At 64.0% G+C, this 26,762-nt stretch carries 20 protein-coding genes; 17 read left to right on the top strand and 3 right to left on the bottom strand.

Going from position 1 to position 26,762, the window contains the following annotated elements; translation table 11 throughout:
* Positions 1-73 precede the first annotated feature (73 nt).
* A complete protein-coding gene (locus tag KHO27_RS20395) occupies positions 74-2,293 on the bottom strand; it encodes a primosomal protein N' (protein ID WP_111532006.1) in 2,220 nt (739 codons plus the stop codon).
* A gap of 169 nt (positions 2,294-2,462) precedes the next feature.
* On the opposite strand from KHO27_RS20395, the gene rpmE reads away from it, so the two are divergent.
* From rpmE to KHO27_RS20380, 3 genes are all read left to right on the top strand, one after another.
* A complete protein-coding gene (gene rpmE, locus KHO27_RS20390) occupies positions 2,463-2,678 on the top strand; it encodes a 50S ribosomal protein L31 (RefSeq protein ID WP_031315083.1) in 216 nt (71 codons plus the stop codon).
* 2 nt (positions 2,679-2,680) lie between these two features.
* Positions 2,681-3,502: a thermonuclease family protein gene (locus KHO27_RS20385; protein WP_214500695.1), complete on the top strand. Its 822-nt coding sequence runs from the start codon at positions 2,681-2,683 to the stop codon at positions 3,500-3,502.
* 179 nt (positions 3,503-3,681) lie between these two features.
* Positions 3,682-4,950 carry a malic enzyme-like NAD(P)-binding protein gene (locus KHO27_RS20380; protein WP_046853841.1) on the top strand — a complete coding sequence of 423 codons (1,269 nt, stop codon included), beginning with the start codon at positions 3,682-3,684 and terminating at the stop codon, positions 4,948-4,950.
* Positions 4,951-5,099: 149 nt separating this feature from the next.
* On the opposite strand, the gene KHO27_RS20375 is transcribed toward KHO27_RS20380, so the two are convergent.
* A complete protein-coding gene (locus tag KHO27_RS20375; protein ID WP_371926787.1) occupies positions 5,100-7,559 on the bottom strand; it encodes a penicillin-binding protein 1A in 2,460 nt (819 codons plus the stop codon).
* A 169-nt stretch (positions 7,560-7,728) separates the two neighbouring features.
* On the opposite strand from KHO27_RS20375, the gene pilM reads away from it, so the two are divergent.
* From pilM to KHO27_RS20320, 11 genes are all read left to right on the top strand, one after another.
* Positions 7,729-8,625, top strand: coding sequence for a type IV pilus biogenesis protein PilM (gene pilM / locus KHO27_RS20370; RefSeq protein WP_214500694.1), 897 nt, complete (start codon positions 7,729-7,731; stop codon positions 8,623-8,625).
* Positions 8,622-9,161 (top strand): PilN domain-containing protein, encoded by a 540-nt coding sequence (locus KHO27_RS20365; RefSeq protein WP_146230396.1) that lies wholly within the window; start codon positions 8,622-8,624, stop codon positions 9,159-9,161. Before pilM ends, KHO27_RS20365 begins: the two co-directional genes overlap by 4 nt.
* Positions 9,158-10,171 (top strand): pilus assembly protein PilP, encoded by a 1,014-nt coding sequence (locus KHO27_RS20360; protein ID WP_110697375.1) that lies wholly within the window; start codon positions 9,158-9,160, stop codon positions 10,169-10,171. The genes KHO27_RS20365 and KHO27_RS20360 overlap by 4 nt, the downstream gene beginning before the upstream one ends.
* Positions 10,128-11,351 (top strand): type IV pilus secretin PilQ, encoded by a 1,224-nt coding sequence (locus KHO27_RS20355; protein ID WP_214502011.1) that lies wholly within the window; start codon positions 10,128-10,130, stop codon positions 11,349-11,351. The genes KHO27_RS20360 and KHO27_RS20355 overlap by 44 nt, the downstream gene beginning before the upstream one ends.
* Before the next feature lie 4 nt (positions 11,352-11,355).
* On the top strand, positions 11,356-11,874 hold the full coding sequence (gene aroK / locus KHO27_RS20350) for a shikimate kinase AroK (RefSeq protein WP_038706967.1): 519 nt from the start codon (positions 11,356-11,358) through the stop codon (positions 11,872-11,874).
* Positions 11,875-11,969: 95 nt separating this feature from the next.
* Positions 11,970-13,067: a 3-dehydroquinate synthase gene (gene aroB / locus KHO27_RS20345; protein ID WP_023631794.1), complete on the top strand. Its 1,098-nt coding sequence runs from the start codon at positions 11,970-11,972 to the stop codon at positions 13,065-13,067.
* Positions 13,068-13,082: 15 nt separating this feature from the next.
* The gene (locus KHO27_RS20340) at positions 13,083-14,708 is read left to right on the top strand and encodes an AAA family ATPase (protein WP_214500693.1); all 1,626 of its coding nucleotides are present in this window, start codon (positions 13,083-13,085) and stop codon (positions 14,706-14,708) included.
* 375 nt (positions 14,709-15,083) lie between these two features.
* Entirely contained in the window at positions 15,084-19,529 is a 4,446-nt protein-coding gene (gltB, locus tag KHO27_RS20335) for a glutamate synthase large subunit (RefSeq protein ID WP_214500692.1), read from the top strand.
* 123 nt (positions 19,530-19,652) lie between these two features.
* Positions 19,653-21,071, top strand: a complete 1,419-nt coding sequence (locus KHO27_RS20330) for a glutamate synthase small subunit GltD family protein (RefSeq protein WP_214500691.1) — start codon at positions 19,653-19,655, stop codon at positions 21,069-21,071.
* A 170-nt stretch (positions 21,072-21,241) separates the two neighbouring features.
* The gene (hemE, locus tag KHO27_RS20325; protein WP_110697381.1) at positions 21,242-22,306 is read left to right on the top strand and encodes a uroporphyrinogen decarboxylase; all 1,065 of its coding nucleotides are present in this window, start codon (positions 21,242-21,244) and stop codon (positions 22,304-22,306) included.
* 115 nt (positions 22,307-22,421) lie between these two features.
* Positions 22,422-22,769 carry a YgiW/YdeI family stress tolerance OB fold protein gene (locus KHO27_RS20320; protein WP_214500690.1) on the top strand — a complete coding sequence of 116 codons (348 nt, stop codon included), beginning with the start codon at positions 22,422-22,424 and terminating at the stop codon, positions 22,767-22,769.
* Positions 22,770-22,863: 94 nt separating this feature from the next.
* On the opposite strand, the gene yihG is transcribed toward KHO27_RS20320, so the two are convergent.
* Positions 22,864-23,751, bottom strand: coding sequence for a 1-acylglycerol-3-phosphate O-acyltransferase, YihG family (gene yihG / locus KHO27_RS20315; RefSeq protein WP_110697383.1), 888 nt, complete (start codon positions 23,749-23,751; stop codon positions 22,864-22,866).
* 182 nt (positions 23,752-23,933) lie between these two features.
* On the opposite strand from yihG, the gene rloA2 reads away from it, so the two are divergent.
* The 3 genes from rloA2 to creC all read left to right on the top strand — a co-directional run bounded on the left by rloA2 (position 23,934) and on the right by creC (position 26,656).
* Positions 23,934-24,434 carry a retropepsin-like aspartic peptidase RloA2 gene (rloA2, locus tag KHO27_RS20310; protein ID WP_094011550.1) on the top strand — a complete coding sequence of 167 codons (501 nt, stop codon included), beginning with the start codon at positions 23,934-23,936 and terminating at the stop codon, positions 24,432-24,434.
* 108 nt (positions 24,435-24,542) lie between these two features.
* Entirely contained in the window at positions 24,543-25,223 is a 681-nt protein-coding gene (creB, locus tag KHO27_RS20305; RefSeq protein ID WP_110697385.1) for a two-component system response regulator CreB, read from the top strand.
* Complete coding sequence (gene creC / locus KHO27_RS20300; RefSeq protein ID WP_110697387.1) at positions 25,223-26,656, top strand: two-component system sensor histidine kinase CreC; 1,434 nt, start codon at positions 25,223-25,225, stop codon at positions 26,654-26,656. The genes creB and creC overlap by 1 nt, the downstream gene beginning before the upstream one ends.
* Positions 26,657-26,762: the final 106 nt, after the last annotated feature.

Raw genomic sequence — 26,762 nt, 5'->3', positions numbered from 1 at the left:
GGCATTATCCGTTGCCGGGGGCGGGTTGCCAACCTTTTGGGGCGAGCCCGCTCCTATGCCAAACCTCAAACAGTCAGTAAAGGTCGACCGGATCGACGTCCAGCGACCAGCGCACTTGCCGCCCCGATGGCATCTGCTCCAACACTAGCAACCAGGCACTGATCAGTCGATGCAGGGGGGCACGGGCATTGGCTTGGAGCAATAGTTGCGCACGGAATCTGCCCGCCCGTCGCTCCATGGGGGCCGGCACCGGGCCGAGCAACTCGATGCCGTGCAGGCCCTGCTCGGCAAGTATGCGCTCGGCAGCGGCGCAGGCTTCGTCAAGGAAGCCTTCCGCCTGGCCCGGCTTGTGCGCGTCGGCGCGCAGCAGTGCCAGGTGGGCGAACGGCGGCAGTCCGGCCGCACGGCGCTCGCTCAAGGCCTGTTCGGCAAAGGCGAAGTAGCCCTGTTCGGTCAACTGCACCAGTAACGGGTGGTCTGCCAGGTGGGTCTGCACGATGACTTTGCCCGGTTCCTCGGCGCGCCCGGCCCTGCCGGCCACCTGGACGATCAGCTGGGCCATGTGTTCGCCGGCGCGAAAGTCGCCGGAGAACAGCCCGCCGTCGGCATCGAGGATCGCGACCAGGGTGACGCGAGGGAAATGATGCCCCTTGGCGAGCATCTGGGTGCCGACCAGGATGCTCGGCTGACCACGCTGGATAGTGGCGAACAGGTTGTGCATGGCGTCCTTGCGCGAGGTGCTGTCGCGGTCCACACGCAGGATCGGGTAATCCGGGAACAGCACCTTCAGACGCTCCTCGGCACGCTCGGTACCGGCGCCCACGGGACGCAGGTCGACGTGGGCGCATTGCGGGCACTGCAGCGGCAGGCGCTCGTCGTAGCCGCAATGGTGGCAGCGCAGCACGGCGGAGCGCTGGTGCACGGTCATGCGCGCATCGCAACGTGGGCATTCGGAGAGCCAGCCGCAGTCGTGGCACAGCAATGTGGGGGCGAAGCCGCGGCGGTTGAGGAACACCAGCACCTGCTGGCCGGCCTCGAGTGTCTGGCGGATGGCCTGCTGCAACGGGCCGCTGATGCCGCTGTCCAGTGGCAGGCTGCGTACGTCCAGGCGCAGGAAGCGGGGCGCCTTGGCGCCGCCGGCGCGCTGGTTCATGCGCAGCAGGCCGTAGCGGCCACTGTGGGCGTTGTGCAGGCTTTCCAGCGACGGTGTGGCCGAGCCCAGCAGGATCGGGATGTTCTCCTGGTGCGCACGCACCACGGCCAGGTCGCGGGCGTGGTAGCGCAGGCCTTCCTGCTGTTTATAGGAGCCGTCGTGCTCTTCGTCGATGATGATCAGGCCTGGGTTCTTCATCGGGGTGAACAGCGCCGAACGGGTGCCGATGATGATGTCCGCATCGCCATCACGTGCCGCCAGCCAGGCGTCCAGGCGCTCGCGATCGCCCACCGCAGAATGCAGCAGGGCGATGCGCGCGTTGAAGCGCTGCTCGAAGCGTTGCAGGGTCTGCGGGCCGAGATTGATCTCGGGGATCAGGATCAGGGCCTGCTTGCCGGCCTCGAGCGTTTCGCGGATCAGCTGCAGGTAGACCTCGGTCTTGCCGCTACCGGTGACGCCGGCCAACAGGTAGGCATGGAAGGCACCGAAGCCCGAGCGCACAGCCTCGAAAGCAGCGCGCTGTTCTTCGTTGAGCGGTAGTTCCGGTTGGGCCAGCCAGTGCTCGTGGCGCGCGGCCGGCAGGTGGCGGCGTACTTCGACTTCCACCATCTCCTTGGCCAGCAGCAGGTCGAGGCTGTCTTTGTTCAGGCCAAGCTTGCTCAACAGGCTGTGGGCCACGCCGTGGGGGTGCTGCGACAGGGTCTTGAGGGCGTCGCGCTGGCGCGGGGCACGGGCGATGCGGGGGTCTTCCAGGCGCGCACCGGGCGCGACATGCCAGAAGCGTTCCTGGCGTGCCTCGGCCGGTTCGCCCTGGCGCAGCAGCGTCGGTAGGGCCCAGTTGAGGGTGTCGCCCAGGCTGTGCTGGTAGTACTGGGCCGTCCACAGGCACAGCTTGAACAATGCCGGCGGCAGGGGTGAGACAGGGTCGAGCAGGGCGCTGGCTGGCTTGAGCTTGTCGGCAGGCACTTCGCTGTGCTCGGCGACTTCTACCAGCACCCCGATCATCTCGCGGCGGCCGAACGGCACGCGGATGCGCATGCCGGGCGTCAATGCCTGGCGCGCCATGCTCGCGGGCGCCCGGTAGTCGAACAGGCGACGCAGGGGCGAGGGCAGGGCAAGGCGCAGAATGACGTCGGACACGCGGAAGGTCTCTGGAGGGCGTTTCACAAATCAGGCGAGCCTAGCAGACGACGGTCGGTGCAAGCGACAACTTGCGCTACGGCCGCTCTCTGGTATTATTCGCCGCCTAATTACGTGCGGTATTCAACAATAGGTGTTGGGTGGCGGCACGCAGCTCGAGGAAGTGACCATGAAAGCAGATATTCATCCGAACTACGAAGTAGTTGCAGTCACCTGCAGCTGCGGCAACAAGTTTGAAACTCGTTCGACCATGGGCAGCGTCCTGGCGATCGACGTTTGCAACCTGTGCCACCCGTTCTACACCGGTAAGCAGAAAGTCCTGGACACCGGCGGCCGCGTACAGAAGTTCGCCGATCGCTTCGGCATGTTCGGTGCCAAGAAGTAATCATGCACATGGCGAAGCCTTCGGGGTTCGCGCTGTTGCAAAAGAAGGCGCCCCTTGTGGGCGCCTTTTTTGTGGTCGCGATCTGGCATTTCCCGGCCCTGGCCTTCTGCCCGATGCCCGACAAGGTGCAAGCGGTGGCGGTACGTCACGTGGTCGATGGCGACACCTTGCGCCTGAGCGATGGGCGCAGCGTGCGGTTGATCGGTATCAATGCCCCCGAAATCGGCCGCAAGGGGCGCTCCAGCGAACCTTATGCCGAGGCTGCCAAAAAGCGCCTGCAGGCGCTGGTGAAGGCCAGCGATGGCCGTGTCGGGCTGGTTCCGGGCGTCGAACCCAAGGACAAGTACGGCCGTATCCTGGCGCATATCTATGGCCGCACTGGCAACAATCTGGAAGCACAACTGCTCAGCGAGGGCCTGGGCTATCAGGTGGCCATTGCACCCAACGTGCAACTGTCGGGCTGCCAGCAGCAGGCCGAGCATCAGGCACGCCACGCCAGGGCAGGGCTGTGGAGACAATCACCGGTCACGCCTGGGCGCGAGGTGCGGCAATCCGGATTCGCAGTGATCGGCGGCAGGATCAACGGGATCGAGCGTAATCGCAGCGGCATCTGGCTGGAGCTTGACGAGAACGTGGTCCTGCAGGTTCCCGCTCGTCTGCAGCGCCACTTCCCCGCCAGCTTCTTCGCTAACCTCAAGGGACGCCAGGTTGAGGCGCGTGGCTGGGTGCTGGATCGTTCCCGCAAGGGCGGGCTCAAGCCTGGGCAGCGACGCTGGCTGTTGCCATTGACCGATCCGAGCATGTTGGCGCTTGTTTTTGGCTAAATAGTTGTAGACATTTTGCTATTGGATTGTACACACTGGCTCCCGTAAGCCCCGTGGGTTATAGCGTAAAGTCGTAGGCCAAAGGCCTTGACACATAGTGACCGGGCAGTCTTGTCGCCCCCCGGCTCTTTGCGTATCCTCGGCGGTCCGTCAGAACAGTAAATAGCGGAATGCCCATCATGTCAGACCTGAAAACCGCCGCTCTCGAATACCACGCTCAGCCTCGTCCGGGGAAACTGAGCGTCGAGCTCTCCAAGCCAACCGCCACCGCCCGTGACCTCGCCCTGGCCTACAGCCCGGGTGTCGCCGAGCCTGTGCGCGAGATCGGCCGTGATCCTGAGCTGGCCTACAAGTACACCGGCAAGGGCAACCTGGTTGCGGTGATCTCCGATGGCACCGCCATCCTCGGTCTGGGTGATCTCGGCCCGCTGGCCTCCAAGCCGGTCATGGAAGGCAAGGGTGTTCTGTTCAAGCGTTTCGCCGGTATCGACGTGTTCGATATCGAAGTCGAGTCGGAGAGCCCGCAAGCCTTCATCGACACCGTTCGCCGCATCTCCATCACCTTCGGCGGCATCAACCTGGAAGACATCAAGGCACCTGAGTGCTTCGAGATCGAGCGCACGCTGATCGAGCAGTGCGACATTCCGGTCTTCCACGATGACCAGCACGGCACCGCGATCGTTACCGCGGCCGGCATGATCAACGCCCTGGAAATCGCCGGCAAGAAGCTCGAAGACGCCAAGATCGTCTGCCTGGGCGCCGGTGCCGCGGCCATCTCCTGCATGAAACTGCTGGTGAGCATGGGTGCCAAGGTCGAGAACATCTTCATGATCGACCGCAGCGGCGTGATCCACGCTGGCCGCGACGACCTGAACCAGTACAAGGCCCAGTTCGCCCACGCCACCGACAAGCGCACCCTGGCTGACGCCCTGGACGGCGCAGACGTGTTCGTCGGCTTGTCCGGCCCGAACCTGCTGAGCGCCGAAGGCCTGAAGTCGATGGCCGCCAACCCGATCGTGTTCGCCTGCTCGAACCCGGACCCGGAAATCGCCCCGGAGCTGGCTCACGCCACCCGCAGCGACGTGATCATGGCCACCGGTCGTTCCGACTATCCGAACCAGGTCAACAACGTACTGGGCTTCCCGTTCATCTTCCGTGGTGCCCTGGACGTTCGCGCCAAGCGCATCAACGAAGAGATGAAGATCGCTGCCGCCATCGCCCTGAAGGACCTGGCCAAGCTGCCGGTGCCGAAGGAAGTCTGCGAAGCCTATGGCGTGCAAGCCCTGGAGTTCGGCCGTGAGTACATCATTCCGAAGCCGCTGGACGCTCGCCTGATCACCGTGGTTTCCGATGCCGTGGCCAAGGCCGCCATCGAGTCGGGTGTGGCTACCCTGCCGTATCCGAAGCACTACCCGCTCAAGAGCGTGGATGACGTGTTCAACGGCTGATCCAGTCTTAGCGTCATGAAAAAGCCCCGGCTCGCAAGAGTCGGGGCTTTTTGTTGGGCGCGGAAAACATCGCGAGACCTGTCCGTTCCCACAAGCACCTGCCTACGTTCGTGCGTGTGGGCGGGCTTGCCCCGCGAAGGGTCGATGGATCAGAACAGATCCATCGGCGCTGCTTCATCTGCCGGCAGCGGGCTGCCCGGAGCTGCGCCGTTGCCCAGTTCGTCCGCCGATGGTGGCGAGTCCTCGGCCTTGAACAGTTCGAAGTAGGCGTTCGGCGTGCTCGGCGTGGCGGCGCGGCCGCTGATCGGGTCGACGCGCAGGCTGAGGATGCCTTCGGGCTCGGCTGGCGGGTGCTCGGGCATGCCCTTGAGCGCTGCGCCCATGAAGCTCATCCAGATCGGCAGGGCCACGGTGCCACCGTATTCGCGGCGCCCCAGGGTTTCCGGCTGGTCGAAGCCGACCCACACGGTAGTGACATAGTCAGCGTTGTAGCCGGAGAACCAGGCGTCCTTGGACTCGTTGGTGGTGCCGGTCTTGCCCGCCAGGTCCGAGCGGCCGAGGGCCAGGGCGCGGCGGCCGGTACCACGCTTGATCACGTCCTGCAGCATGGAGGTGAGAATGTACGAGGTGCGCCCGTCGATGATCTGCTCGGCAACGGCGGGCGTCTGGGGCATTTGGGGGGGCGGGGTGACCTGACCTGCGGCCGACGGCGCTTCGCCCGGCATCGGTGCTACGCTGATGGCTTGCTCGGGCGCCGCCAGACCGGCCTGGTCCTGGTCGCCTTGCGGCACGCGTGGCGGGTTGGCGGTGAACAGGGTTTCGCCGTTGCGGCTCTCGACACGCTCGATCAGGTACGGGCTGATCTTGTAGCCGCCGTTGGCGAAGGTGCTCCAGCCGGTGGCGATCTCCATCGGTGTTAGTGTCGCGGTGCCCAGTGCCAGTGACAGGTTGCGCGGCAGGTCCTGTTTGTTGAAGCCGAACTTGGCGATGTAGTCGATGGTGCGATCAACGCCCATCGCCTGCAACAGGCGGATCGATACGAGGTTGCGCGACTTGTACAGCGCTTCGCGCATGCGGATCGGGCCGAGGAAGGTGTTGGTGTCGTTCTTCGGGCGCCAGACCTTGTCCAGGTACTCGTCGACGAACACGATGGGAGCATCGTTGACCAGGCTGGCGGCGGTGTAGCCGTTGTCCAGGGCTGCGCTATAGACGAAAGGCTTGAAGCTCGAGCCTGGCTGGCGCTTGGCCTGCATGGCGCGGTTGTAGTTGCTCTGCTCGAAGGAGAAACCGCCGACCAGGGCACGGATGGCGCCGTTGTAAGGGTCGAGGGTGACCAGTGCGCTCTGGGCGGCAGGAACCTGGCTGAACTTGAGCTTGCCATCCTCCTGGCGTTGCAGGCGCACCAGGTCGCCGACCTGGGCCACGTCGGCTGCTGATTGCGGCGAGCGCCCCTGCGAGTTGCTGTTGAGGTAAGGGCGGGCCCATTTCATGGTGTCCCAGGCGACGTTTTCCTCCAGGCCGCCACGGGTCATCACCTTCAACCCGGTCTTCTCGACCTGGGTGACGATGGCGGGCTCCAGGCCGCCCAGGGTACGTTGCTTGCTCAGCTCCTGCAGCCAGGCCGCACGCGTCTTGCCAGGGAAGCGCGCCTCGGGGCCGCGGTAGCCGTGGCGTTCGTCGTACTCGCTGAGGCCGTTGAGGACCGCGCTGTTGGCCATCTGCTGCATGTCGCTCGGCACCGTGGTGGTGACCCGGAAGCCTTCGGTATAGGCGTCGCTGCCGTAGCGACCGACCATCTCGGCGCGGGCCATCTCGGCGACGTACGGCGCATTCACTTCCGGGGTCGGTACGTGGTAGCTGGCATTCAGCGGTTCAGCCAGGGCGGCCTGGTAGCTGGCTTCGTCGATCTTGCCGAGTTTGTACATGCGCCCGAGGATCCAGTCGCGGCGCTCCTTGGCGCGTACCGGGTTGGCCAGCGGGTTGAAGCGCGAAGGAGCCTTGGGCAGGCCGGCGATCATGGCCATCTGCGCCAGGCTGACGTCGCGAATCGACTTGCCGTAGTACACCTGTGCCGCGGCGTCGATGCCGTAGGCACGGTTGCCCAGGTAGATCTTGTTGACGTACAGCTCGAGAATTTCGTCCTTGGTCAATTCCCGCTCGATCTGCAGGGCCAGGAGAATCTCGTTGGTCTTGCGCGAGAAGCTGCGCTCGCTGGTGAGGAAGAAGTTCTTCGCCACCTGCATGGTGATGGTGCTGCCGCCGCTCTGGATATGCCCGGACTTGACCAGCTGCGAGGCCGCGCGCATCAGGCTGCTAGGGTCGACGCCATAGTGGTTGAGGAAATTGTCGTCCTCAGCGGACAGAAGCGCCTGGATGAACTGTGGGGGAATTTCCTGGAACTTGATCGGCGAGCGCCGCATCTCGCCGAACTCGGCGATCAGCTTGCCGTCGCTGCTGTAGACCCTCAGGGGGATTTGCAACTGGACGCTTCTGAGCGCGTCGACCGAGGGCAGGCTGGGACTAAGATACAGAAACGCACCGCTCACACCGAGTACGAGCGCGCAGATGACGGCGACGAGAGACCACCAGAAGAACTTCAGCAGGCGTATCAAGGCTTTTGGGTGTCCAGGTTGAGAGTGGATTGCGCACAGGGCCGGCGGGCAGGAAAAACGCTGGCCATTATAAGCATTTTTCGCCCCGCCGGGTGACCGCCCGGGGCGAGCGACGACCGCCTGCGCCGCAAGGGGGCGGGCAGCCAATGACCAGGAAGGAACAGCGATGCTTGGACGCTTTGGCAGGGACGCCGGTTCACTGCTGGGGGTGGAAATCGCCTCCGACGCCATACGAATGCTGCACCTGCGCCGCCAGCGTGGCGGTTGTCGGGTGGTGGGTTGGGCGCAAGAGCGCCTTGGTGGCGCGCCAGGCCGCTCACTGGGGCGCGACGAGGTGGAGTGCCTGGTCGCGGGGCTGCGACAGGCACATGCCAGGTGTCGGACTTCGCAGTCCCGGGTCGCCCTGGCGTTGCCTGCATCGCAGGTCATCTGCAAGGTTTGCCGCCTGCCTGCAGGGTTGCCCGGCCATGGCGTCGAAGCTGTCTTGCTTGCACAGGCCGAGCAGCTGTTTCCCTTTCCTGTGGAAGACCTTGCCCTGGATTTCCAGGTGTATGGCCCGTGCGCGGAGGATGCCGGGCAGGTCGAGGTGTTGGTGGTGGCCTGTAGGCAAAGTCAGCTCGACCCACTGGAGCGCTTGTTCGCGCAAGCCAGCCTGCAGTTGGTAGCTGTGGAGGTGGACAGCTTTGCGTTGCGACGGGCATTGGTGCCCGAGGCGCAGGCAAACGTCACGGCGCTGCTGCAGTTGGAGCCGGATGAGGTAGTCCTGCATCGTTGGCAGGGAGGCCACGTACCGCATCGGCAGCGCTGTGTCGTGCCCTCTGTGGCGCGTTGGGCCGAGGCTGTCGATGGGCTCTGGCAGTCGGGTGCCCAGGGTGCGTTGGAGCAAGTTGTGTTGTTCGGGTCCGCCGTCGATGAGGTTCGGGCGGCAGACCTGTCCGAGCGTCTGGGCGTGAAATGCCATGTCGGCCGCCCCGGCCCTCTGGCCGGCGAATTCGATGAAGCCATCGTGCCCGCTGCCGCCATGGCCTTGGCCTGTGGCTTGGCAATGGGAGGCCTGGCATGAAAGGACGACTGAATCTGATGCCCTGGCGCGAACAGCGCCGGGCAACCGTTGTGCGGCGATTCCAGATCGCCCTGGTCGCCACGTTGGTGGTGGCGCTGTGCGGGGTCATGTTGCTTGATCGAATGGCGCGGTCGCGTCTGGCCAGGCAGGCGCAGGTCGTCGCCACGCAGCAGGCGGCCGTTGAGCGGTTGGACGCTTCGCTGCGGCAGATCGATCAGTTGCGTGAAGCACGGGATGCGTTGTTGGCCCAGCAAGCAGCGGTGTCTGCGCTGGGCGCCGGGCGGACGCAGTTGCCCGGGCTGTTTCTCGCACTGGAGCAGGCAATGCCAGAAGGGGCGCGCTTGACCGAGGTGGGTGTGGAGGACGGACGTCTGCGCCTTGCCGGTTTGGCAGCCTCTGCTTCAGTGGTGGCCAGGCTTATGCGCGGCCTGGAGCAGGCAAAGATGGTGCGGGATCTGGAGCTTGTTCACCTGCGGCGTCATGGCCAGGGCGATGAATTCCTGCTGGCGGCGCGCTTGTTGGCGGGTGAGTCATGAACCGCCCGTGGACCCTGGATTGGCAGGGCCTGGCGGCTAGGTCTTGGTTGTTCCGGTGGATGGTGGCAGTAGGGCTGCTGTTTCTGGTGGCTTTTGCGGGTTATTTCGCCAGTCTGCGTGAGCCGCTCAATAGCCATGCCGAAGCAGTCCAGAGACAGTTGCAGCTACAGGGTGTTCTGGCGGATGGGGCGGGAAAACTTGTCGAACTGGAGCGAGCGCAGCAGGCTCTGGAACAAGCCAGGACTGGGCTGCAAGCGTTGCGCTGGCGACTGGCTGCGGGCGAGGGCATGAGTGAACTGCTCGACCAGTTGGCCTTGTCGGGCCATGAGCATGGCCTTTCGTTCGAACGCATCGAGGTAAACGAAGCGCTGCAGGCAGCAGGGTACCGTCTGCAGCCTCTGGATATCAGCGTGCACGGGCGCTACCCGGCGTTGCGCTTATGGCTTGAGCAGTGGCTACAGCAGTTGCGTTTGCTGAACGTGCCCCATCTCAGGTTGGCCTTGCAGGAAGAGGGCACAGGGGTGGTTGGCGCACGGTTGCTGATACATGCCTATCACCCAGGGGAAGAACTTCCCGTGCCGGCTGCCTTGGCGGATGAGCCTGCCCAGGCTGCTCAGTCGAAGGCCACGTTCGATCCATTTCAGGCCTGGTTGCCCGCCACACACGGTAAAGAGCTGCGGCATATTCCCTTGGCGCGATTGGAAATGGTCGGAAGCCTGTCCCAGTCAGGGCGCCGCCAGGCGTTGTTGCGTTCGGCGGGGCACGTGTATCGGGTCGGGCAAGGCGACCGGCTCGGGTTGGATGAGGGGGTCGTGGTGGCAATCGATGCCGATCGGCTCGAGGTCCGCGAGCAGATCTACCTTGGCGGGCGCTGGCAGGCGCGTCCCAGGTATCTGGTGCTTGTAGAACGTGAGCAAGGAGAGGTCAGGGATGAGGCCGAGACGATGGTTGAGCGGCGTGGTGTTGATGTTGAGCATCCTGGCGGTGCAGGCAGCGGAGCTTCAGGGTGAGCCGATGTCGCTCAACTTCCAGGATGTCGAGCTGCGCTCGGTGCTTAAGGTCATGGCCGAGCACGCCGGCGTCAACCTGGTTGCCAGTGATTCGGTGCAGGGACGGATAACCCTGCGCCTGGAGGACGTGCCCTGGGAGCAGGCGCTCGACCTGGTGCTGCGCAGCAAGGGGCTGGGTAGGCGCCAGGAGGGCAATGTGCTGCTGATCGCCCCCGTTGCGGAACTGGCCGGGCAGGCCCGGGGTATGAGCGAGGAGGTGTTGCTGGAGCCCTTGCGGCGTGAACTGATCCCGGTCTTTCATGCCAAGGCCGCCGAGTTGGCGGAGCTGTTGCTGGCGAGCCTGGCCGATGACGGCATTCTGACGGGGCGCGGCAGCCTCAGTGTGGATGCGCGGACCAACACGCTGGTGGTCACCCAGCCTGGCGAACGGCTTGCCGAGCTGCGCAGGCTGGTGACGCAACTGGATGTGCCGGTGCGCCAGGTCATGATCGAGGCGCGTATCGTCGAGGCCAGCGTCGATTACGAGAAGGTGCTGGGCGTGCGATGGGGTGGCCCGTTGTATGGGGGGGACAGTAGCCTGGGTAGCGACCTGTTCGTCGATCTCGGGGTCGAGCGGGCCAATGCCGGGCTCGGCGTGGGGTTGCTGCGCAGCGACATTCTGCTGGACTTGGAGCTCAGCGCCATGGAGAAGAGCGGCAATGGCGAGATCATCTCCCAGCCCAAGGTGGTCACGGCCGACAAGGAGACTGCGCGCATACTCAAGGGCACAGAAGTGCCGTACCAGGAGACCACGCGCAGTGGTGCCACCTCGATTTCCTTTCGCGAGGCCTCCCTGTCGCTGGAGGTGACGCCGCAGATCACCCCGGATGGCAAGGTAGTGATGGATGTGCGTGTGACCAAGGATGAGCCCGACTTCATCAATGCGCTGAACGATGTGCCGCCGATCCGCAGGAACGAGGTTACGGCGAAGGTCCGGGTGACCGATGGGCAGACCATTGTGATTGGCGGCGTGTACTCGACGTCGCAGAACAAAGTGGTCGACAAGGTGCCATTTTTCGGCGATCTGCCGTATGTTGGGCGGCTGTTTCGACGCGATGTATTACAAGAGAAAAAATCCGAGCTGCTGGTCTTCCTGACTCCGCGTATCATGAGTGACCAGGCGATTGCTGTGAGTCGTTGATTCTGTGCGAAATTTGATACTTGTAGGGCCCATGGGCGCTGGAAAAAGCACCATCGGGCGCCTGTTGGCCAAAGAGCTGCGCCTGCTGTTCAAGGATTCCGACAAGGAAATCGAGCTGCGAACCGGCGCCAACATCCCGTGGATCTTCGACAAGGAAGGCGAGCCGGGCTTTCGCGACCGCGAGCAGGCGATGATCGCCGAACTCTGCGCGCTCGATGGCGTGGTTCTGGCGACCGGTGGCGGCGCGGTGATGCGCGATGCCAACCGTGCCGCGCTGCATGCCGGTGGCCGGGTGATCTACCTGCATGCCTCGGTGGAGCAGCAAGTGGGTCGCACCTCTCGTGACCGCAACCGACCGCTGCTGCGCACTGCCAACCCGGAAGCCACCTTGCGTGCCCTGCTTGAAACACGCGACCCGCTCTATCGCGAGATTGCCGACCTGGTGGTGGAAACCGACGAACGGCCACCGCGCATGGTCGTGCTCGACATTCTCGAACGTCTGCAGAAGTTGCCGCCCCGCTGAGCGGGGTCTATCCTCGGCGACCAACGCCGAGACGGGGTTTAACGTCACCGCGTGGGGCCACAGTGCCACCGCGCCCAAGTACATTGTGGGGATACATGCAGACACTTAAGGTCGACCTGGGCGAGCGTAGCTACCCGATCTACATTGGCGAAGGCCTGCTTGACCAGCCCGAGCTGCTGGCGCCGCACATTGCCGGCCGGCAGGTCGCCATCGTTTCCAACGAGACCGTCGCGCCCCTGTACCTCGAACGCTTGAGCAAGACCCTGGGTGCCTACTCGGTGTTGCCGGTGGTATTGCCCGACGGCGAGGCCCACAAGAACTGGGAAACCCTGCAACTTATCTTCGATGCCCTGCTGACTGCGCGTCATGACCGGCGCACCACCGTGGTCGCCCTCGGTGGCGGGGTGATCGGTGACATGGCCGGCTTTGCCGCGGCCTGCTATCAGCGTGGGGTCGACTTCATCCAGGTGCCGACCACGCTGCTGTCCCAGGTGGACTCCTCGGTGGGCGGCAAGACCGGCATCAACCACCCGCTGGGCAAGAACATGGTCGGTGCCTTCTACCAGCCCAACGCAGTGCTGATCGACACCACCAGCCTGAAAACCTTGCCTGCGCGTGAGTTGTCCGCCGGTCTCGCCGAAGTCATCAAGTACGGCCTGATCTGCGACAAGCCATTCCTCGCCTGGCTCGAGGACAATATGCAGGCGCTGCGTGCCCTGGACTCCGTCGCCCTGACCGAGGCCATCCGTCGCTCCTGCGCGGCCAAGGCCGCCGTGGTTGGCGCTGATGAGCGCGAATCGGGCGTGCGTGCCACGCTCAACCTTGGCCACACCTTTGGCCATGCCATCGAAACACACATGGGTTATGGCGTCTGGCTGCACGGCGAAGCCGTGGCGGCTGGCACGGTCATGGCCCTGGAAATGTCCATGCGCTTGGGCTGGATCGACCAGCCGGCGCGTGATCGCGGAATTCGCCTGCTGCAGGACGCAGGATTGCCGGTGGTGCCACCACAGGAAATGACCCCGGCGCATTTCATGGAGCACATGGCGGTCGACAAGAAAGTGCTCGACGGGCGCCTGCGCCTGGTGCTGCTGCGCCAGCTGGGCGAGGCCGTCGTCACCGACGACTATTCGACAGAGATTCTTCAGGCCACGCTGGCGGCGGATTACCGCGCGATCGTGGCCCAGCTTTGAGGTTGTGACAACGCAATGACCAGTCTGCATGCCGATGAGGCGTTTCTCGATCATTACCAGCTGAGCCACGATCCGTTCGCACCCCGGGTGCCCGGTTTCAAGTTCTTTCCCGCCCAGCGCAAGCCAGTGCTTGGCCAGCTGCACCACCTGGCGCGTTACAGCCAGTTGATGCTGGCGGTCACCGGCCCTGTGGGCAGCGGCAAGACCCTGCTGCGCCAGGCACTGGTGGCCAGCACCAACAAGCAGTCGGTGCAAAGCGTGGTGGTGTCCGCCCGTGGCGCCAGCGACGCGGCCAGCGTGCTCGGCCAGGTGGCGCAGTCGCTGGGCGTGGCGCAGCCGGAAGTGCAGGCGATCCTGTCGCAGGTGGTGCAACTGGCGCTGACCGGCCAGGAAGTCTATCTGCTGGTGGACGATGCGGAACAACTTGACGAGTCGGCACTCCAAGCGTTGCTGGAGTTGGCGGCAGGCGTAGCTGAAGGGCGCCCGCACGTGTTCCTGTTCGGCGAGCCTTCGCTGATCGCCGGGTTGGATGAGCTCAATGCCGATGGCGAGCGATTCCACGTCATTGAACTGGCCCCGTACAGCGAGGAAGAAACCCGCGAGTACCTGGAGCAGCGCCTGGAGGGTGCTGGCCGGGGCATCGAGGTGTTCACCGCCGAGCAGATCGTCGACATCCACGAAAACTCCGACGGTTGGCCTGGGAACATCAACCAGGTCGCCCGCGATACCTTGATCGAAGCCATGATCGCCAGCCGTACCACGGTCAAGCGACCATCCATGGGGTTCAAAATGCCTAAGAAACACGTGCTCGCGTTGTCCGCAGTGGTCGTGGTCGCCGTTGGCGCTGCGGTCCTGATGCCCAAGAAAGGCGACAAGGCCCCAGCCGACGCGCCCCCCGCTGCCCAGGCCCAATTGCCCCTGGGCCAGGGCGGCAACGGCGGCGCGCCCGCCATCGAGTTCTCCGGCTCCTCGCAGCCGATGCCGTTGCCGCTGGTCGGTCAGTCGCAGCCGGTGATGCGCGAACCGCTGGCCCAGGCCGCTGGCATGGGTGAAGGTGAAGACGGCGGGCCGGCCGACAACACTGCGCTGCAGCCAGCCACGCCATCGGCTGCCGTGCCGCCGACCGTGACCACCATCGCGCCGCCGCAAGGTGCCACCGCCAGTCCTGCGCCGGCCCCGGCCCAGTCGGTGACCAGCGCCCCGGTACAGCCGGTTGCGCCTGCGACAAAACCTGTAGCAACCCAACCGGCAAAACCGGTTGCACCTGCCAAGCCAGCCCCGGCCCCGACCCAGGTCGCGAGCGCCAAGCCTGCAGCCAAACCCGTCGAGAAACCGGCTGCCGGCGGCGCCGGCAACAGCAGCTGGTACGCGGGCCAGAAGCCCGGCAATTATGTGGTACAGATCTTCGGCACCAGTTCCGAGGCGTCGGCGCAGTCGTTCGTCAAGGCGCAGGGTGGCGACTATCGCTACTTCAGGAAAAACCTGCAGGGCAAGCCGCTGTACGTGGTGACCTACGGCAACTTCGCCAACCGCGATGCCGCCGCTGCGGCAATCAAGAACTTGCCAGCCAAGGTCCAGGCTGGTAAACCTTGGCCACGTACCGTGGGCAGCGTCCAACAAGAGCTGGCCACGGCCCGCTGATACCTTCCGGGCGGCATCACCCCGCCGCCCAGTTGCTGAGCGACTTTCTAGCTTTCAACTAGCCTGCTGCGCCTGAGCGCGGCAGGCTTTTCTGTCCCAGACTGCCGGCCACAAGCCCTTTCTTGCAGTCATGGCTGAAACGCTTCAGACTCCAGTCAAGCCACTATCACGGCGTACGACTTAAAAACATTCAAAATTGCGACATAAATTTTCAATGGTGAGACATGAAAATTTGTGGGCGTCGCTGTCGCTGTGCAACAATGGTTTTCCATGGCCACCGCAAAAAAGCTGGCGTTTGATCGGCGTGGATGGTAAGTGGTTGTTAAAAAAGAGATTTGCCTCCGGTTGAGAGGTGAACCTGGTGAGAAAGTGTCTATGAAAACAGGTCTGTACCATCCCGAAGAATTCAAGGACAACTGTGGTTTCGGCCTGATCGCCCATATGACGGGCGAGCCGAGTCACCACCTTCTGCAAACCGCCATGCAGGCGCTGACCTGCATGACCCACCGCGGCGGCATCAACGCCGACGGCAATACCGGCGACGGTTGCGGTCTGCTCATGCAGAAGCCCGATCAATTCCTGCGCGCCGTGGCCCAGGAGCACTTCGCCGTCGAGCTGCCCAGGCAGTACGCCGTCGGCATGGTGTTCTTCAACCAGGACCCGGTCAAAGCCGAAGCCGCCCGCGCCAACATGGATCGCGAGATCGTCAACGCCGGCCTCAAGCTGGTGGGTTGGCGCAAGGTGCCGATCGATACCAGCGTCCTTGGCCGCCTGGCCCTGGAGCGCCTGCCGCAGATCGAACAGGTGTTCATCGGCGGCGAAGGCCTGAGCGATCAGGAATTCGCCATCAAGCTGTTCAGTGCCCGTCGCCGTTCGTCCGTGGCCAACGCCCATGACGCCGACCACTACATCTGCAGCTTCTCGCACAAGACCATCATCTACAAAGGCCTGATGATGCCGCGCGATCTCGCGGCGTTTTATCCGGACCTCGGTGACGAGCGCCTGCAGACCGCAATCTGCGTGTTCCACCAGCGCTTCTCCACCAACACCTTGCCGAAGTGGCCGCTGGCGCAGCCTTTCCGCTTCCTCGCCCACAACGGCGAGATCAACACCATCACCGGCAACCGCAACTGGGCCATGGCCCGGCGCACCAAGTTCGCCAACGACCTGATCCCTGACCTCGAAGAGCTCGGCCCGCTGGTCAACCGCGTCGGTTCCGACTCATCCAGCATGGACAACATGCTCGAGCTGATGGTCACTGGTGGCATCGACCTGTTCCGCGGCGTGCGCATGCTGGTACCGCCAGCCTGGCAGAACGTAGAGACCATGGACGCCGACCTGCGCGCCTTCTACGAATACAACTCCATGCACATGGAGCCTTGGGATGGCCCAGCCGGTATCGTCATGACCGAAGGCCGCCACGCGGTGTGCCTGCTCGACCGCAACGGCCTGCGCCCGGCGCGTTGGGTGACCACCACCAACGGCTACATCACCATCGCCTCGGAAATCGGCGTATGGGGTTACCAGCCTGAGGAAGTCCTGGCCAAGGGCCGTGTCGGCCCAGGCCAGATCCTGGCTGTCGATACCGAGACCGGTCAGATCCTCGACACCGACGCCATCGACAACCGCCTGAAGTCGCGCCATCCGTACAAGCGCTGGTTGCGCCAGCACGCCACGCGCATCCAGGCGACGCTGAGCGACGACCAGGGCGTGGCCAGCTACGACGCTGACCAGCTCAAGCAGTACATGAAAATGTTCCAGGTCACCTTCGAGGAGCGTGACCAGGTGCTGCGCCCTCTGGGTGAGCAGGGCCAGGAAGCGGTCGGCTCGATGGGTGACGACACGCCGATGGCCGTGCTGTCCCAGCGTGTGCGTTCGCCGTACGATTTCTTCCGTCAGCAGTTCGCCCAGGTGACCAACCCACCGATCGACCCGCTGCGCGAAGCGATCGTGATGTCCCTGGAAATCTGCCTGGGCGCCGAGCGCAACATCTTCCAGGAGTCCCCCGAGCATGCCTCGCGGGTGATCCTCAGCTCGCCGGTCATCTCGCCCGCCAAGTGGCGTTCGCTGATGAACCTGGAGCGCGAAGGTTTCGACCGCCAGCTGATCGACCTCAACTATGAGCAAAGCCTCGGCCTTGAAGCGGCCATCCGCAATATCGCCGACCAGGCCGAAGAAGCGGTGCGCGGCGGCAAGACCCAGCTGGTGCTCAGCGACCGCTACATTGCCCCGGGCAAACTGCCGGTACACGCCTCGCTGGCCGTCGGTGCGGTGCACCACCGCCTGACCGAACAGGGCTTGCGCTGCGACAGCAATATCCTGGTCGAGACCGCCACTGCCCGCGACCCGCACCACTTCGCTGTGCTGCTGGGCTTCGGTGCCTCGGCCGTCTACCCGTACCTGGCCTACGAAGTGCTGGCCGACCTGATCCGTACCGGCGAAGTGCTGGGTGATCTGGACGAGGTATTCAAGTACTACCGCAAGGGCATCTCCAAGGGCCTGCTGAAGATCCTGTCGAAGATGGGTATCTCCACCATCACCTCGTACCGTGGCGCGCAGCTGTTCGAAGCCATCGGCCTGTCCGAGGAAGTGGTTGGCCTGAGCTTCAAGGGCGTGTCGAGCCGCATCAAGGGTGCGCGTTTCGAAGACCTGGAGAGCGACCAGAAGCTGCTCGCCGCCGAAGCTTGGAGCGCGCGCAAGCCGATCCAGCAGGGTGGGCTGCTCAAGTTCGTCCATGGTGGCGAATACCATGCCTACAACCCGGACGTGGTCAACACCCTGCAGGCCGCCGTGCAACAGGGCGACTACGCCAAGTTCAAGGAATACACCACGTTGGTCGACCAGCGTCCGGTGTCGATGATCCGCGACCTGCTGAAAGTGAAAGTGGCCGACCAGGCCCTGCCATTGGATGAAATCGAGCCGCTGGACGCGATCCTCAAGCGCTTCGACTCCGCCGGCATCTCGCTGGGTGCGCTGTCGCCAGAGGCGCACGAAGCCTTGGCTGAGGCGATGAACCGCCTGGGCGCGCGTTCCAACTCCGGCGAGGGTGGTGAAGACCCGGCCCGCTACGGCACCATCAAAAGCTCGAAGATCAAGCAGGTGGCCACCGGCCGCTTTGGTGTGACCCCGGAATACCTGGTCAATGCCGAAGTGCTGCAGATCAAGGTCGCCCAGGGCGCCAAACCCGGCGAGGGCGGCCAGCTGCCAGGTGGCAAGGTCAACGGCCTGATCGCCAGGCTGCGCTACGCGGTACCGGGCGTGACCCTGATTTCGCCACCGCCGCACCACGACATCTACTCGATCGAAGACTTGGCCCAGCTGATCTACGACCTCAAGCAGGTCAACCCTAAGGCGCTGGTCTCGGTCAAGCTGGTTGCCGAAGCCGGTGTGGGCACCATCGCCGCCGGCGTGGCCAAGGCCTATGCCGACCTGATCACCATTTCCGGCTACGACGGCGGCACCGGCGCTTCGCCGCTGACCTCGATCAAGTACGCCGGCGCCCCGTGGGAACTGGGCCTGGCTGAAACCCACCAGACCCTGCGCGGCAACGACCTGCGCGGCAAGGTGCGGGTGCAGACAGACGGCGGCCTGAAAACCGGCCTCGACGTGATCAAGGCTGCGATCCTCGGCGCCGAGAGCTTCGGCTTCGGCACCGCGCCGATGATCGCCCTGGGCTGCAAGTACCTGCGCATCTGCCACCTGAACAACTGCGCCACCGGCGTGGCCACCCAGAACGACAAACTGCGCAAGGACCACTACATCGGCACTGTCGACATGGTGATCAACTTCTTCACCTTCGTCGCCGAAGAGACCCGTGAGTGGCTGGCCAAGCTGGGCGTGCGCAGCCTGGGCGAGCTGATCGGCCGTACCGACCTGCTCGATGTGCTGCCGGGCGACACCGAGCGCCAGGGCCACCTCGACCTGTCGCCGCTGCTGGGCAGCTCGCACATTCCGGCCGACAAGCCGCAGTTCTGCCAAGTGGACAAGAACCCGCCGTTCGACCAGGGCGAACTGGCCGAGAAGATGGTCGCCATGGCCCTGCCGGCGATCCGCGACATGGCTGGTGGCGAATTCGCCATGGAAATCTGCAACTGCGACCGTTCCATCGGTGCGCGCATCTCTGGCGAAATCGCCAGGCTGCACGGCAACCAGGGCATGGCCGCGGCGCCGATCACCTTCCGCTTCAAGGGCACCGCGGGCCAGAGCTTCGGCGTGTGGAACGCTGGCGGTTTGAACCTGCACCTGGAAGGCGACGCCAACGACTACGTCGGCAAGGGCATGACCGGGGGCAAAGTGACCATCGTCCCACCGGCCGGCAGCCCGTTCGAAACCCAGCACAGCGCCATCGTCGGCAACACCTGCCTGTATGGCGCCACCGGCGGCAAGCTGTTCGCTGCAGGCACCGCGGGCGAGCGCTTCGCTGTACGTAACTCCGGCGCCCACGCTGTGGTCGAGGGCACCGGCGATCACTGCTGTGAATACATGACCGGCGGCTTTGTCTGCGTCCTGGGCAAAACCGGTTACAACTTCGGTTCTGGCATGACTGGCGGCTTCGCCTACGTGCTCGACATGGACAACAGCTTCTTCGACAAACTCAACCACGAGCTGGTGGAAATCCAGCGTATCAGTGGTGAGGCGATGGAAGCCTACCGCAGCCACCTGGCGCGGGTCCTGGGCGAGTATGTGGAGGAGACCGGCAGCGAGTGGGGGCGTGAGCTCTCGGAGAACCTGGACGACTACGTGCGGCGCTTCTGGCTGGTCAAGCCGAAGGCGGCCAACCTCAAGCACCTGTTGTCCAGCACCCGTGCCAACCCGCAGTAAGAACAGCTGCAAGTGGCAAGCCTCAAGCTGCAAGTAAATGCGCTTCGAGGTTTGCCCGGCTTAAGTGATCGTCTTGCGGCTTGCAGCTTGTAGCTTGCAGCTGCTGTTAAGAGGTTTTGAAAAATGGCTGAACGTCTGAGCAACGACTTCCAGTTCATCGAAGTGGGGCGCAAAGACCCCAAGAAGAAGCTGCTGCGCCAGCGCAAGAAGGAGTTCGTCGAGATCTACGAACCCTTCAAGCCGCAGCAGTCCGTGGAGCAGGCGCACCGCTGCCTGGGCTGCGGCAACCCGTATTGCGAGTGGAAGTGCCCGGTGCACAACTTCATTCCCAACTGGTTGAAGCTGGTTTCCGAGGGCAACATCCTGGCGGCAGCCGAGCTGTCGCACCAGACCAATACCCTGCCGGAAGTCTGCGGTCGCGTGTGCCCGCAGGACCGTCTGTGCGAAGGGGCCTGCACCCTGAACGACGGCTTCGGCGCGGTCACCATCGGTTCGGTGGAGAAGTACATCACCGACACCGCGTTCGCCATGGGCTGGCGCCCGGATATGTCCAAGGTCAAGCCGACCGGCAAGCGTGTCGCCATCATCGGCGCCGGTCCGGCCGGCCTGGGCTGTGCCGACGTGCTTGTGCGTGCCGGCGTAACCCCGGTGGTGTTCGACCGCAACCCCGAGATTGGTGGCCTGCTGACTTTCGGCATCCCCGAGTTCAAGCTGGAAAAGACCGTGCTGAGCAATCGCCGCGAAGTCTTCACCGGCATGGGCATCGAGTTCCGCCTGAACACCGAGGTGGGCCGCGACATTACCATGGAGCAACTGCTCGCCGAGTACGATGCAGTGTTCATGGGCATGGGCACCTACACCTACATGAAGGGCGGCTTCCCCGGCGAGGACTTGCCGGGCGTGCACGACGCGCTTGACTTCCTGATCGCCAACGTCAACCGCAACCTCGGTTTCGAGAAGTCGCCGGAAGACTTCGTCGACATGCAGGGCAAGAAGGTCGTGGTGCTTGGCGGTGGCGACACCGCGATGGACTGCAACCGTACCTCTATCCGCCAGGGCGCCAAGTCGGTGACCTGTGCCTATCGCCGTGACGAGGCCAACATGCCGGGTTCGCGCAAAGAGGTGAAGAACGCCAAGGAAGAGGGCGTGAAGTTCCTCTACAACCGCCAGCCCATCGCCATCGTCGGCGAGGACAAGGTCGAGGGCGTGAAGGTGGTCGAGACCCGTCTCGGCGAGCCGGATGTCCGTGGTCGCCGCAGCCCCGAGCCAATCCCGGGCTCCGAGGAGATCCTGCCGGCCGACGCCGTGGTGATCGCCTTCGGCTTCCGCCCGAGCCCGGCACCGTGGTTCGAGCAGTTCGGTATCCAGATGGACAGCCAGGGCCGCGTGGTGGCCCCGGAGAAGGGCAAGTTCAAGCACCAGACCAGCAACCCGAAAGTGTTTGCCGGTGGCGACATGGTGCGGGGGTCGGACCTGGTGGTGACGGCGATCTTCGAAGGGCGTACGGCGGCTGAAGGCATTCTGGATTACCTCGAAGTCTGATCCATCGCATCGCGGGGCAAGTCGGATCGCCGCTCCGACTTGCCCCGCGATGCTGTTTGTATACAAAAATGCTTGATCCATGGCACCTGATAGACAAAACGCATGGCCATGGCCGTGCCTTTTGCGTCCGCGTCTGAGAAAATGCCCGCACTTTTTTTCCGGATGCCGACATGACTGCCCTGAAGAACGATCGTTTCCTGCGTGCACTGCTCAAGCAACCCGTAGACGTCACCCCGGTATGGATGATGCGCCAGGCCGGCCGCTACCTCCCGGAGTATCGCGCCAGCCGCGCCAAGGCCGGCGACTTCATGAGCCTGTGCATGAACCCGCAGTTCGCCTGCGAGGTCACCTTGCAGCCGCTGGACCGCTACCCGCTGGACGCGGCGATCCTGTTCTCGGACATCCTCACCATCCCCGACGCCATGGGCCAGGGCCTGTACTTCGAGACCGGCGAAGGCCCGCGCTTCAAGAAGGTCATCAGCACCCTGGCCGACATCGAAGCGTTGCCTATCCCCGACCCGCAGAAGGACCTGGGCTACGTGATGGACGCAGTCAGCACCATCCGTCGCGAGCTCAACGGCCGCGTGCCGCTGATCGGTTTCTCCGGGAGCCCGTGGACCCTTGCCACCTACATGGTCGAAGGCGGCTCGTCGAAGGACTTCCGCAAGACCAAGGCCATGGCCTATGACAACCCCGAGGCCCTGCACCTGCTGCTGGACAAGCTGGCGCAGTCGGTCACCAGTTACCTCAATGGCCAGATCCTGGCCGGTGCCCAGGCCGTGCAAATTTTCGATACCTGGGGCGGCAACCTGTCGGCGGCGGCCTATCAGGAGTTCTCCCTGGCCTATATGCGCAAGATCGTCAGCGGTCTGATCCGCGAGCACGAAGGGCGCAAGATTCCAGTGATCCTGTTTACCAAGAACGGCGGCCTGTGGCTGGAAAGCATTGCCGATGCCGGTGCCGACGCCCTGGGCCTGGACTGGACCTGCGAGATCGGCGACGCGCGCCGCCGCGTAGGCGACAAGGTGGCGCTGCAGGGCAACATGGACCCGACCGTGCTGTATGCCAAGCCCGAGGCCATCCGCAAGGAGGTGGCGCGCATCCTGGCCAGCTACGGCAAGGGCAGCGGCCATGTGTTCAACCTGGGCCACGGCATCACCCCGGAGGTTGACCCGGAGCACGCCGGCGTGTTCATCAACGCCGTGCACGAACTGTCGGCGCAGTACCACCAGTAATAGATATGCAACGCGAAAAGCCCTGCCAAGTGCCGGGCTTTTTGTTGTATTAAGTTTCAATTCAGCGATCGTCGGTAATCTGGGGCCATCAAAACGCAAACAGGACCCGATCACCATGAAAGCCCGTTACCTGCCCCTGATCCTCGCCCCGCTGTTCAACACCGCCGCCCTGGCCGCCGGCTACACCGGCCCTGGCGCCCAGGCAGTGACCACGGTCGCCGCCGCCAACGATGCCGCCGACGATACCCCGGTGGTGCTGCAGGGCTTTGTGACCAAGAAGATCAACAACGACGACAAGTACGAATTCAAAGACAACACGGGCACCATCACCGTCGAGATCGACGATGAGGACTTGCCGCCGACCCCTTTCAACGACAAGACCAAGGTCAAGCTGACCGGCGAGGTGGAGAAGCACCTGATGAGTCGCGAAGTGGATGTGGATATTGTCGAGATCATCAACTGATCGGCAAGTATGGGGCTGCCTAGCAGCCCTTTCGCGGCACAAGTCCGGCCCCCGTTTCGCGAGAGCAGGATCACCCGCGCTGATGCCACTGGCTTCAACGCATTTCGGCGCGCAACGCCTCGATTCGCTGGTCTTTCTCCCTCCACAGCTGGTTCACCCAGGCCTGCACCGTCTGGCGGAAGACCGGGTCGTTCTCGTAGTCGCCTTCGCTCAGCGCGGGGGCCAGCTCGCGTACGCGTATGTCGATGATTACCCGGCTGATGCTACCGTTGAGCAGGTCCCAGAACCCTGGTGCCTTGTCGCCCGGGTAGACGATGGTCACGTCGAGCAGCGCATCCAGCTGCTCGCCCAGCGCTGCCAGCACGAAGGCCACGCCGCCGGCCTTGGGTTTGAGCAGGTGGCGGTAGGGCGACTGCTGCTGTTGGCGCTTGGCCTCGGTGAAGCGGGTGCCTTCGAGGTAGTTGACCACGGTTACCGGCTGGCGCTTGAACAGCTCGCAGGCGGCCTTGGTGATCTCCAGATCCTTGCCCTTGAGTTCGGGGTGCTTGTCGAGGAAGGCCTTGCTGTAGCGCTTCATGAACGGGTAGTCCAGGCCCCACCAGGCCAGGCCCAGCAGCGGTACCCAGATCAGCTCCTTCTTGAGGAAGAACTTGAAGAACGGCACGCGACGGTTGAGGCTCTCTATCAGTGCCGGGATATCGACCCAGGTCTGGTGGTTGCTCACGCACAGGTACGAGGTGTCCTGGCGCAGGGTGTCGACGCCGCGGATATCCCATTGGGTGGGGATGCACAGGGTGAAGATGGCCTTGTCGATCTCCGACCAGGTCTCGGCGATCCACATCACTGCAGCCGATGCGTAGTCGCGGCCACGGCCTGGCAGCACGAGCTTGAGCAGGGCGAAGACCAGCAACGGGCCGATCAGCACCAGGGTGTTGAGCAGCAGCAGGGTGAGTGTAAGGATGCCGGTCAGCAGGCGACGCATAAGGGGACTCTTGTTGTGTGAGGTGAACGGTCGGCAATGATAAGCAGGCTCTGGCCCTTAGCCAAACGTCGTACGTCCATTAACTGGGACAAATGTTTCACATTATGTTGTTTAACCTGTGGCGACGAACCTATCCTGCCCGCACAGTCTAAGCACTGACCCCTCTCAAGGAAGCCTGCCCTGTGAAACCCTTGCTTGCCCTGCTGTCCCTTCTGGCGCTGCCGGTGATGGCCGCCGAACCGACGCTCTATGGCCGTTACGAGAACATCAAGCTGCCGGAGATCGGCCAGACCCTCAAAGCCAAGATGGATACCGGTGCCTGGACCGCTTCGCTGTCGGCCAAGGACATCGAGATGTTCACCCGTGATGGCAACGAGTGGGTGCGCTTCCGCCTGGCGACCGAGGGTGCCAGCGACAAGCTCTACGAACATGAAGTGTCGCGTATCAGCAAGATCAAGAACCGCGCCGAGGAAGATGACGAGGAGGAGTCGCCAGCGCTCTCGCATCGCCCGGTGATCGACCTGGAAATGTGCCTGGGCGATGTGAAACGCACCGTGGAGGTCAACCTGGTTGACCGCAGCAATTTCCGTTATCCGCTGTTGATCGGCTCCAAGGCCCTGCGCAAGTTCAAGGCAGCAGTGGATCCGCGCGAGAAGTTCACGGCAGGCAATCCGGGCTGCTGATGCAGAAGCTGCAAGCATCGAGCGACAAGCTGCAAGAAACGGCGGATCGGTGTAAGTTGCCGCGATCCGCTTTCACTTGAAGCTTGCAGCTCGAGGCTTGCCGCTCAGATGCCCCACATCCTCATCGTCGAAGACGAATCCGCCATCGCCGACACCCTCATCTACGCCCTGCAGGCCGACGGCCACAGCACCGAGTGGGTGACCCTCGGCAGCGCTGCCGTCGAGCAACAGCGTCTGCGCCCGGCCGACCTGGTGATCCTAGACATCGGCCTGCCTGACATCAGCGGTTTCGAAACCTGCCGCCAGTTGCGCCGTTTCAGCGAGGTGCCGGTAATGTTTCTCAGCGCCCGCGACGCCGAGATCGATCGCGTGCTGGGCCTGGAGATCGGCGCCGACGACTACGTGGTCAAGCCGTTCAGCCCCCGCGAGGTGGCGGCGCGGGTGCGGGCGATCCTCAAGCGCATGACGCCGAGGGTTGAAGCGGCCAGCGACAGCACACCGTTCCAGCTCGATACCCTGGCGATGCGTATCAGCTACCGGGGCCAGGCGCTGGCGCTCACCCGCCACGAGTTCCGCCTGTTGCAAAGCCTGCTCGAGCAACCGCGCCGGGTGTTCAGCCGCGAGCAATTGCTCGATGGCCTGGGCGTGGCTTCGGACGTAGGCTATGAGCGCACCATCGACAGCCATATCAAGAGCCTGCGCGCCAAGCTGCGCCAGGTCGCGCCTGACGCCGAGGCAATCCAGACGCACCGCGGCCTGGGCTACAGCTACAGCCCGGAGCACGCCTGATGCGCCTGGGGATTCGCATCTTCCTGGTGTACTTCCTGTTCGTCGGCCTGGCGGGCTACTTCCTGCTCAACACGGTGCGCGAGCAGATCCGCCCGGTGGTGCGTCAGTCATCGGAAGAAACCCTGGTGGACACCGCCAACCTGCTGGCCGAGATCCTTCATGACGATGTGAAGAACGGCACCCTGACCCAGAGCCGCCTGTCGCAGGTGCTGGCTTCCTATGGCGAGCGGCGCCCGAGCGCGCAGATCTGGGGATTGGCGAAAAACCAGGTCAGCCACCGGATCTACGTGACCGATGCCAAGGGCGTCGTCCTGCTCGACTCCAGCGGCCAGGCCGTGGGCAAGGATTATTCGCGCTGGAACGACGTCTACCTGACCCTGCGTGGCCAGTACGGCGCACGTTCGACCCGCAGCGACCCGGATGATGAAAGCACCTCGGTGATGCATGTGGCGGCGCCGATCCTCGACGGCGGCCAGATCATCGGCGTGGTCACCGTGGCCAAGCCCAACAGCTCGCTGCAGCCGTACATCGACCGCTCCGAGCGGCGCCTGCTGATCCTCGGCCTCGGGCTGATCGTGCTTGGCCTGTTGGTGGGGGCGGCGCTGTCGTGGTGGTTGACCCGCTCGCTGCGCCGACTCACCCACTATGCCCAGGCGGTCAGCGAGGGACAGCGTGCCGCGTTGCCGCACTACAAGGGCGGCGAGCTGCTGCAGCTGGCCACGGCGGTGGAGCGCATGCGCACCCAGCTCGAAGGCAAGGCTTATGTCGAACGCTACGTGCACACACTCACCCATGAGCTCAAGAGCCCGCTGGCGGCGATCCGTGGCGCCTCGGAGCTGCTCCAGGGCGACATGCCGCAAGAGCAGCGGGCGCGTTTTGCCGGCAACATCGAGCGCGAGAGCGACCGCTTGCAGCAGATGATCGAGCGGCTGCTCAACCTGGCCCGGGTCGAACAGATGCAGGCCCTGGAGGACGAGCAGCAGGTGGCGGTGGCGGCGCTGATCGATGAGCTGTTGCTGGCCCATGGCACGAGGATAGACGGTGCCGGGTTGCAGGTGCGCCAGCGCATTCCGGCGGGCCTCAGGCTGCTGTGCGATCCATTCCTGATGCGCCAGGCACTGGCCAACCTGCTGGACAATGCGCTGGACTTCACTCCGCAGCAAGGCGCGCTGGCCTTCGAGCTGGAGCGCGATGGCGAGCGTGTGGCATTGAGCCTGTTCAACCAGGGGCAGGCGATCCCCGAATATGCCCTGGACCGGGTCAGCGAGCGGTTCTATTCGCTGCCAAGGCCCGGGACCGGGCGCAAGAGCACCGGGCTGGGGTTGAACTTCGTGGCCGAGGTGATGCAGTTGCATGGCGGGGCGCTGGCGGTGGACAACGTCGAGGGTGGCGTGCGAGTGAGGTTGTGGCTGCCGGCGCGGCGCGTCAGTTGAGTTACCGGGGGCCGCTTTGCGGCCCTTTCGCCGGCGAGCCGGCTCCCACAGGAATTTGCGCATGGCATGCGCGCGGGTAGCCCGAATCTCCACACAATCTCCACAT

Source organism: Pseudomonas sp. RC3H12 (assembly GCF_018596375.1).
Classification (GTDB): domain Bacteria; phylum Pseudomonadota; class Gammaproteobacteria; order Pseudomonadales; family Pseudomonadaceae; genus Aquipseudomonas.
The sequence above is the reverse complement of the archived record's forward strand: the minus strand, read 5'-3'. Positions and strand labels throughout refer to the sequence as shown.

Excerpts from the sequence above, each read along its gene's own strand:
- rpmE (WP_031315083.1), top strand. The coding sequence starts at position 2,463 with ATGAAAGCAGATATTCATCCGAACTACGAAGTAGTTGCAGTCACCTGC.
- KHO27_RS20385 (WP_214500695.1), top strand. The coding sequence starts at position 2,681 with ATGCACATGGCGAAGCCTTCGGGGTTCGCGCTGTTGCAAAAGAAGGCG.
- KHO27_RS20380 (WP_046853841.1), top strand. The coding sequence starts at position 3,682 with ATGTCAGACCTGAAAACCGCCGCTCTCGAATACCACGCTCAGCCTCGT.
- pilM (WP_214500694.1), top strand. The coding sequence starts at position 7,729 with ATGCTTGGACGCTTTGGCAGGGACGCCGGTTCACTGCTGGGGGTGGAA.
- KHO27_RS20365 (WP_146230396.1), top strand. The coding sequence starts at position 8,622 with ATGAAAGGACGACTGAATCTGATGCCCTGGCGCGAACAGCGCCGGGCA.
- KHO27_RS20360 (WP_110697375.1), top strand. The coding sequence starts at position 9,158 with ATGAACCGCCCGTGGACCCTGGATTGGCAGGGCCTGGCGGCTAGGTCT.
- KHO27_RS20355 (WP_214502011.1), top strand. The coding sequence starts at position 10,128 with ATGTTGAGCATCCTGGCGGTGCAGGCAGCGGAGCTTCAGGGTGAGCCG.
- aroB (WP_023631794.1), top strand. The coding sequence starts at position 11,970 with ATGCAGACACTTAAGGTCGACCTGGGCGAGCGTAGCTACCCGATCTAC.
- KHO27_RS20340 (WP_214500693.1), top strand. The coding sequence starts at position 13,083 with ATGACCAGTCTGCATGCCGATGAGGCGTTTCTCGATCATTACCAGCTG.
- gltB (WP_214500692.1), top strand. The coding sequence starts at position 15,084 with ATGAAAACAGGTCTGTACCATCCCGAAGAATTCAAGGACAACTGTGGT.
- KHO27_RS20330 (WP_214500691.1), top strand. The coding sequence starts at position 19,653 with ATGGCTGAACGTCTGAGCAACGACTTCCAGTTCATCGAAGTGGGGCGC.
- hemE (WP_110697381.1), top strand. The coding sequence starts at position 21,242 with ATGACTGCCCTGAAGAACGATCGTTTCCTGCGTGCACTGCTCAAGCAA.
- KHO27_RS20320 (WP_214500690.1), top strand. The coding sequence starts at position 22,422 with ATGAAAGCCCGTTACCTGCCCCTGATCCTCGCCCCGCTGTTCAACACC.
- yihG (WP_110697383.1), bottom strand. The coding sequence starts at position 23,751 with ATGCGTCGCCTGCTGACCGGCATCCTTACACTCACCCTGCTGCTGCTC.
- creB (WP_110697385.1), top strand. The coding sequence starts at position 24,543 with ATGCCCCACATCCTCATCGTCGAAGACGAATCCGCCATCGCCGACACC.
- creC (WP_110697387.1), top strand. The coding sequence starts at position 25,223 with ATGCGCCTGGGGATTCGCATCTTCCTGGTGTACTTCCTGTTCGTCGGC.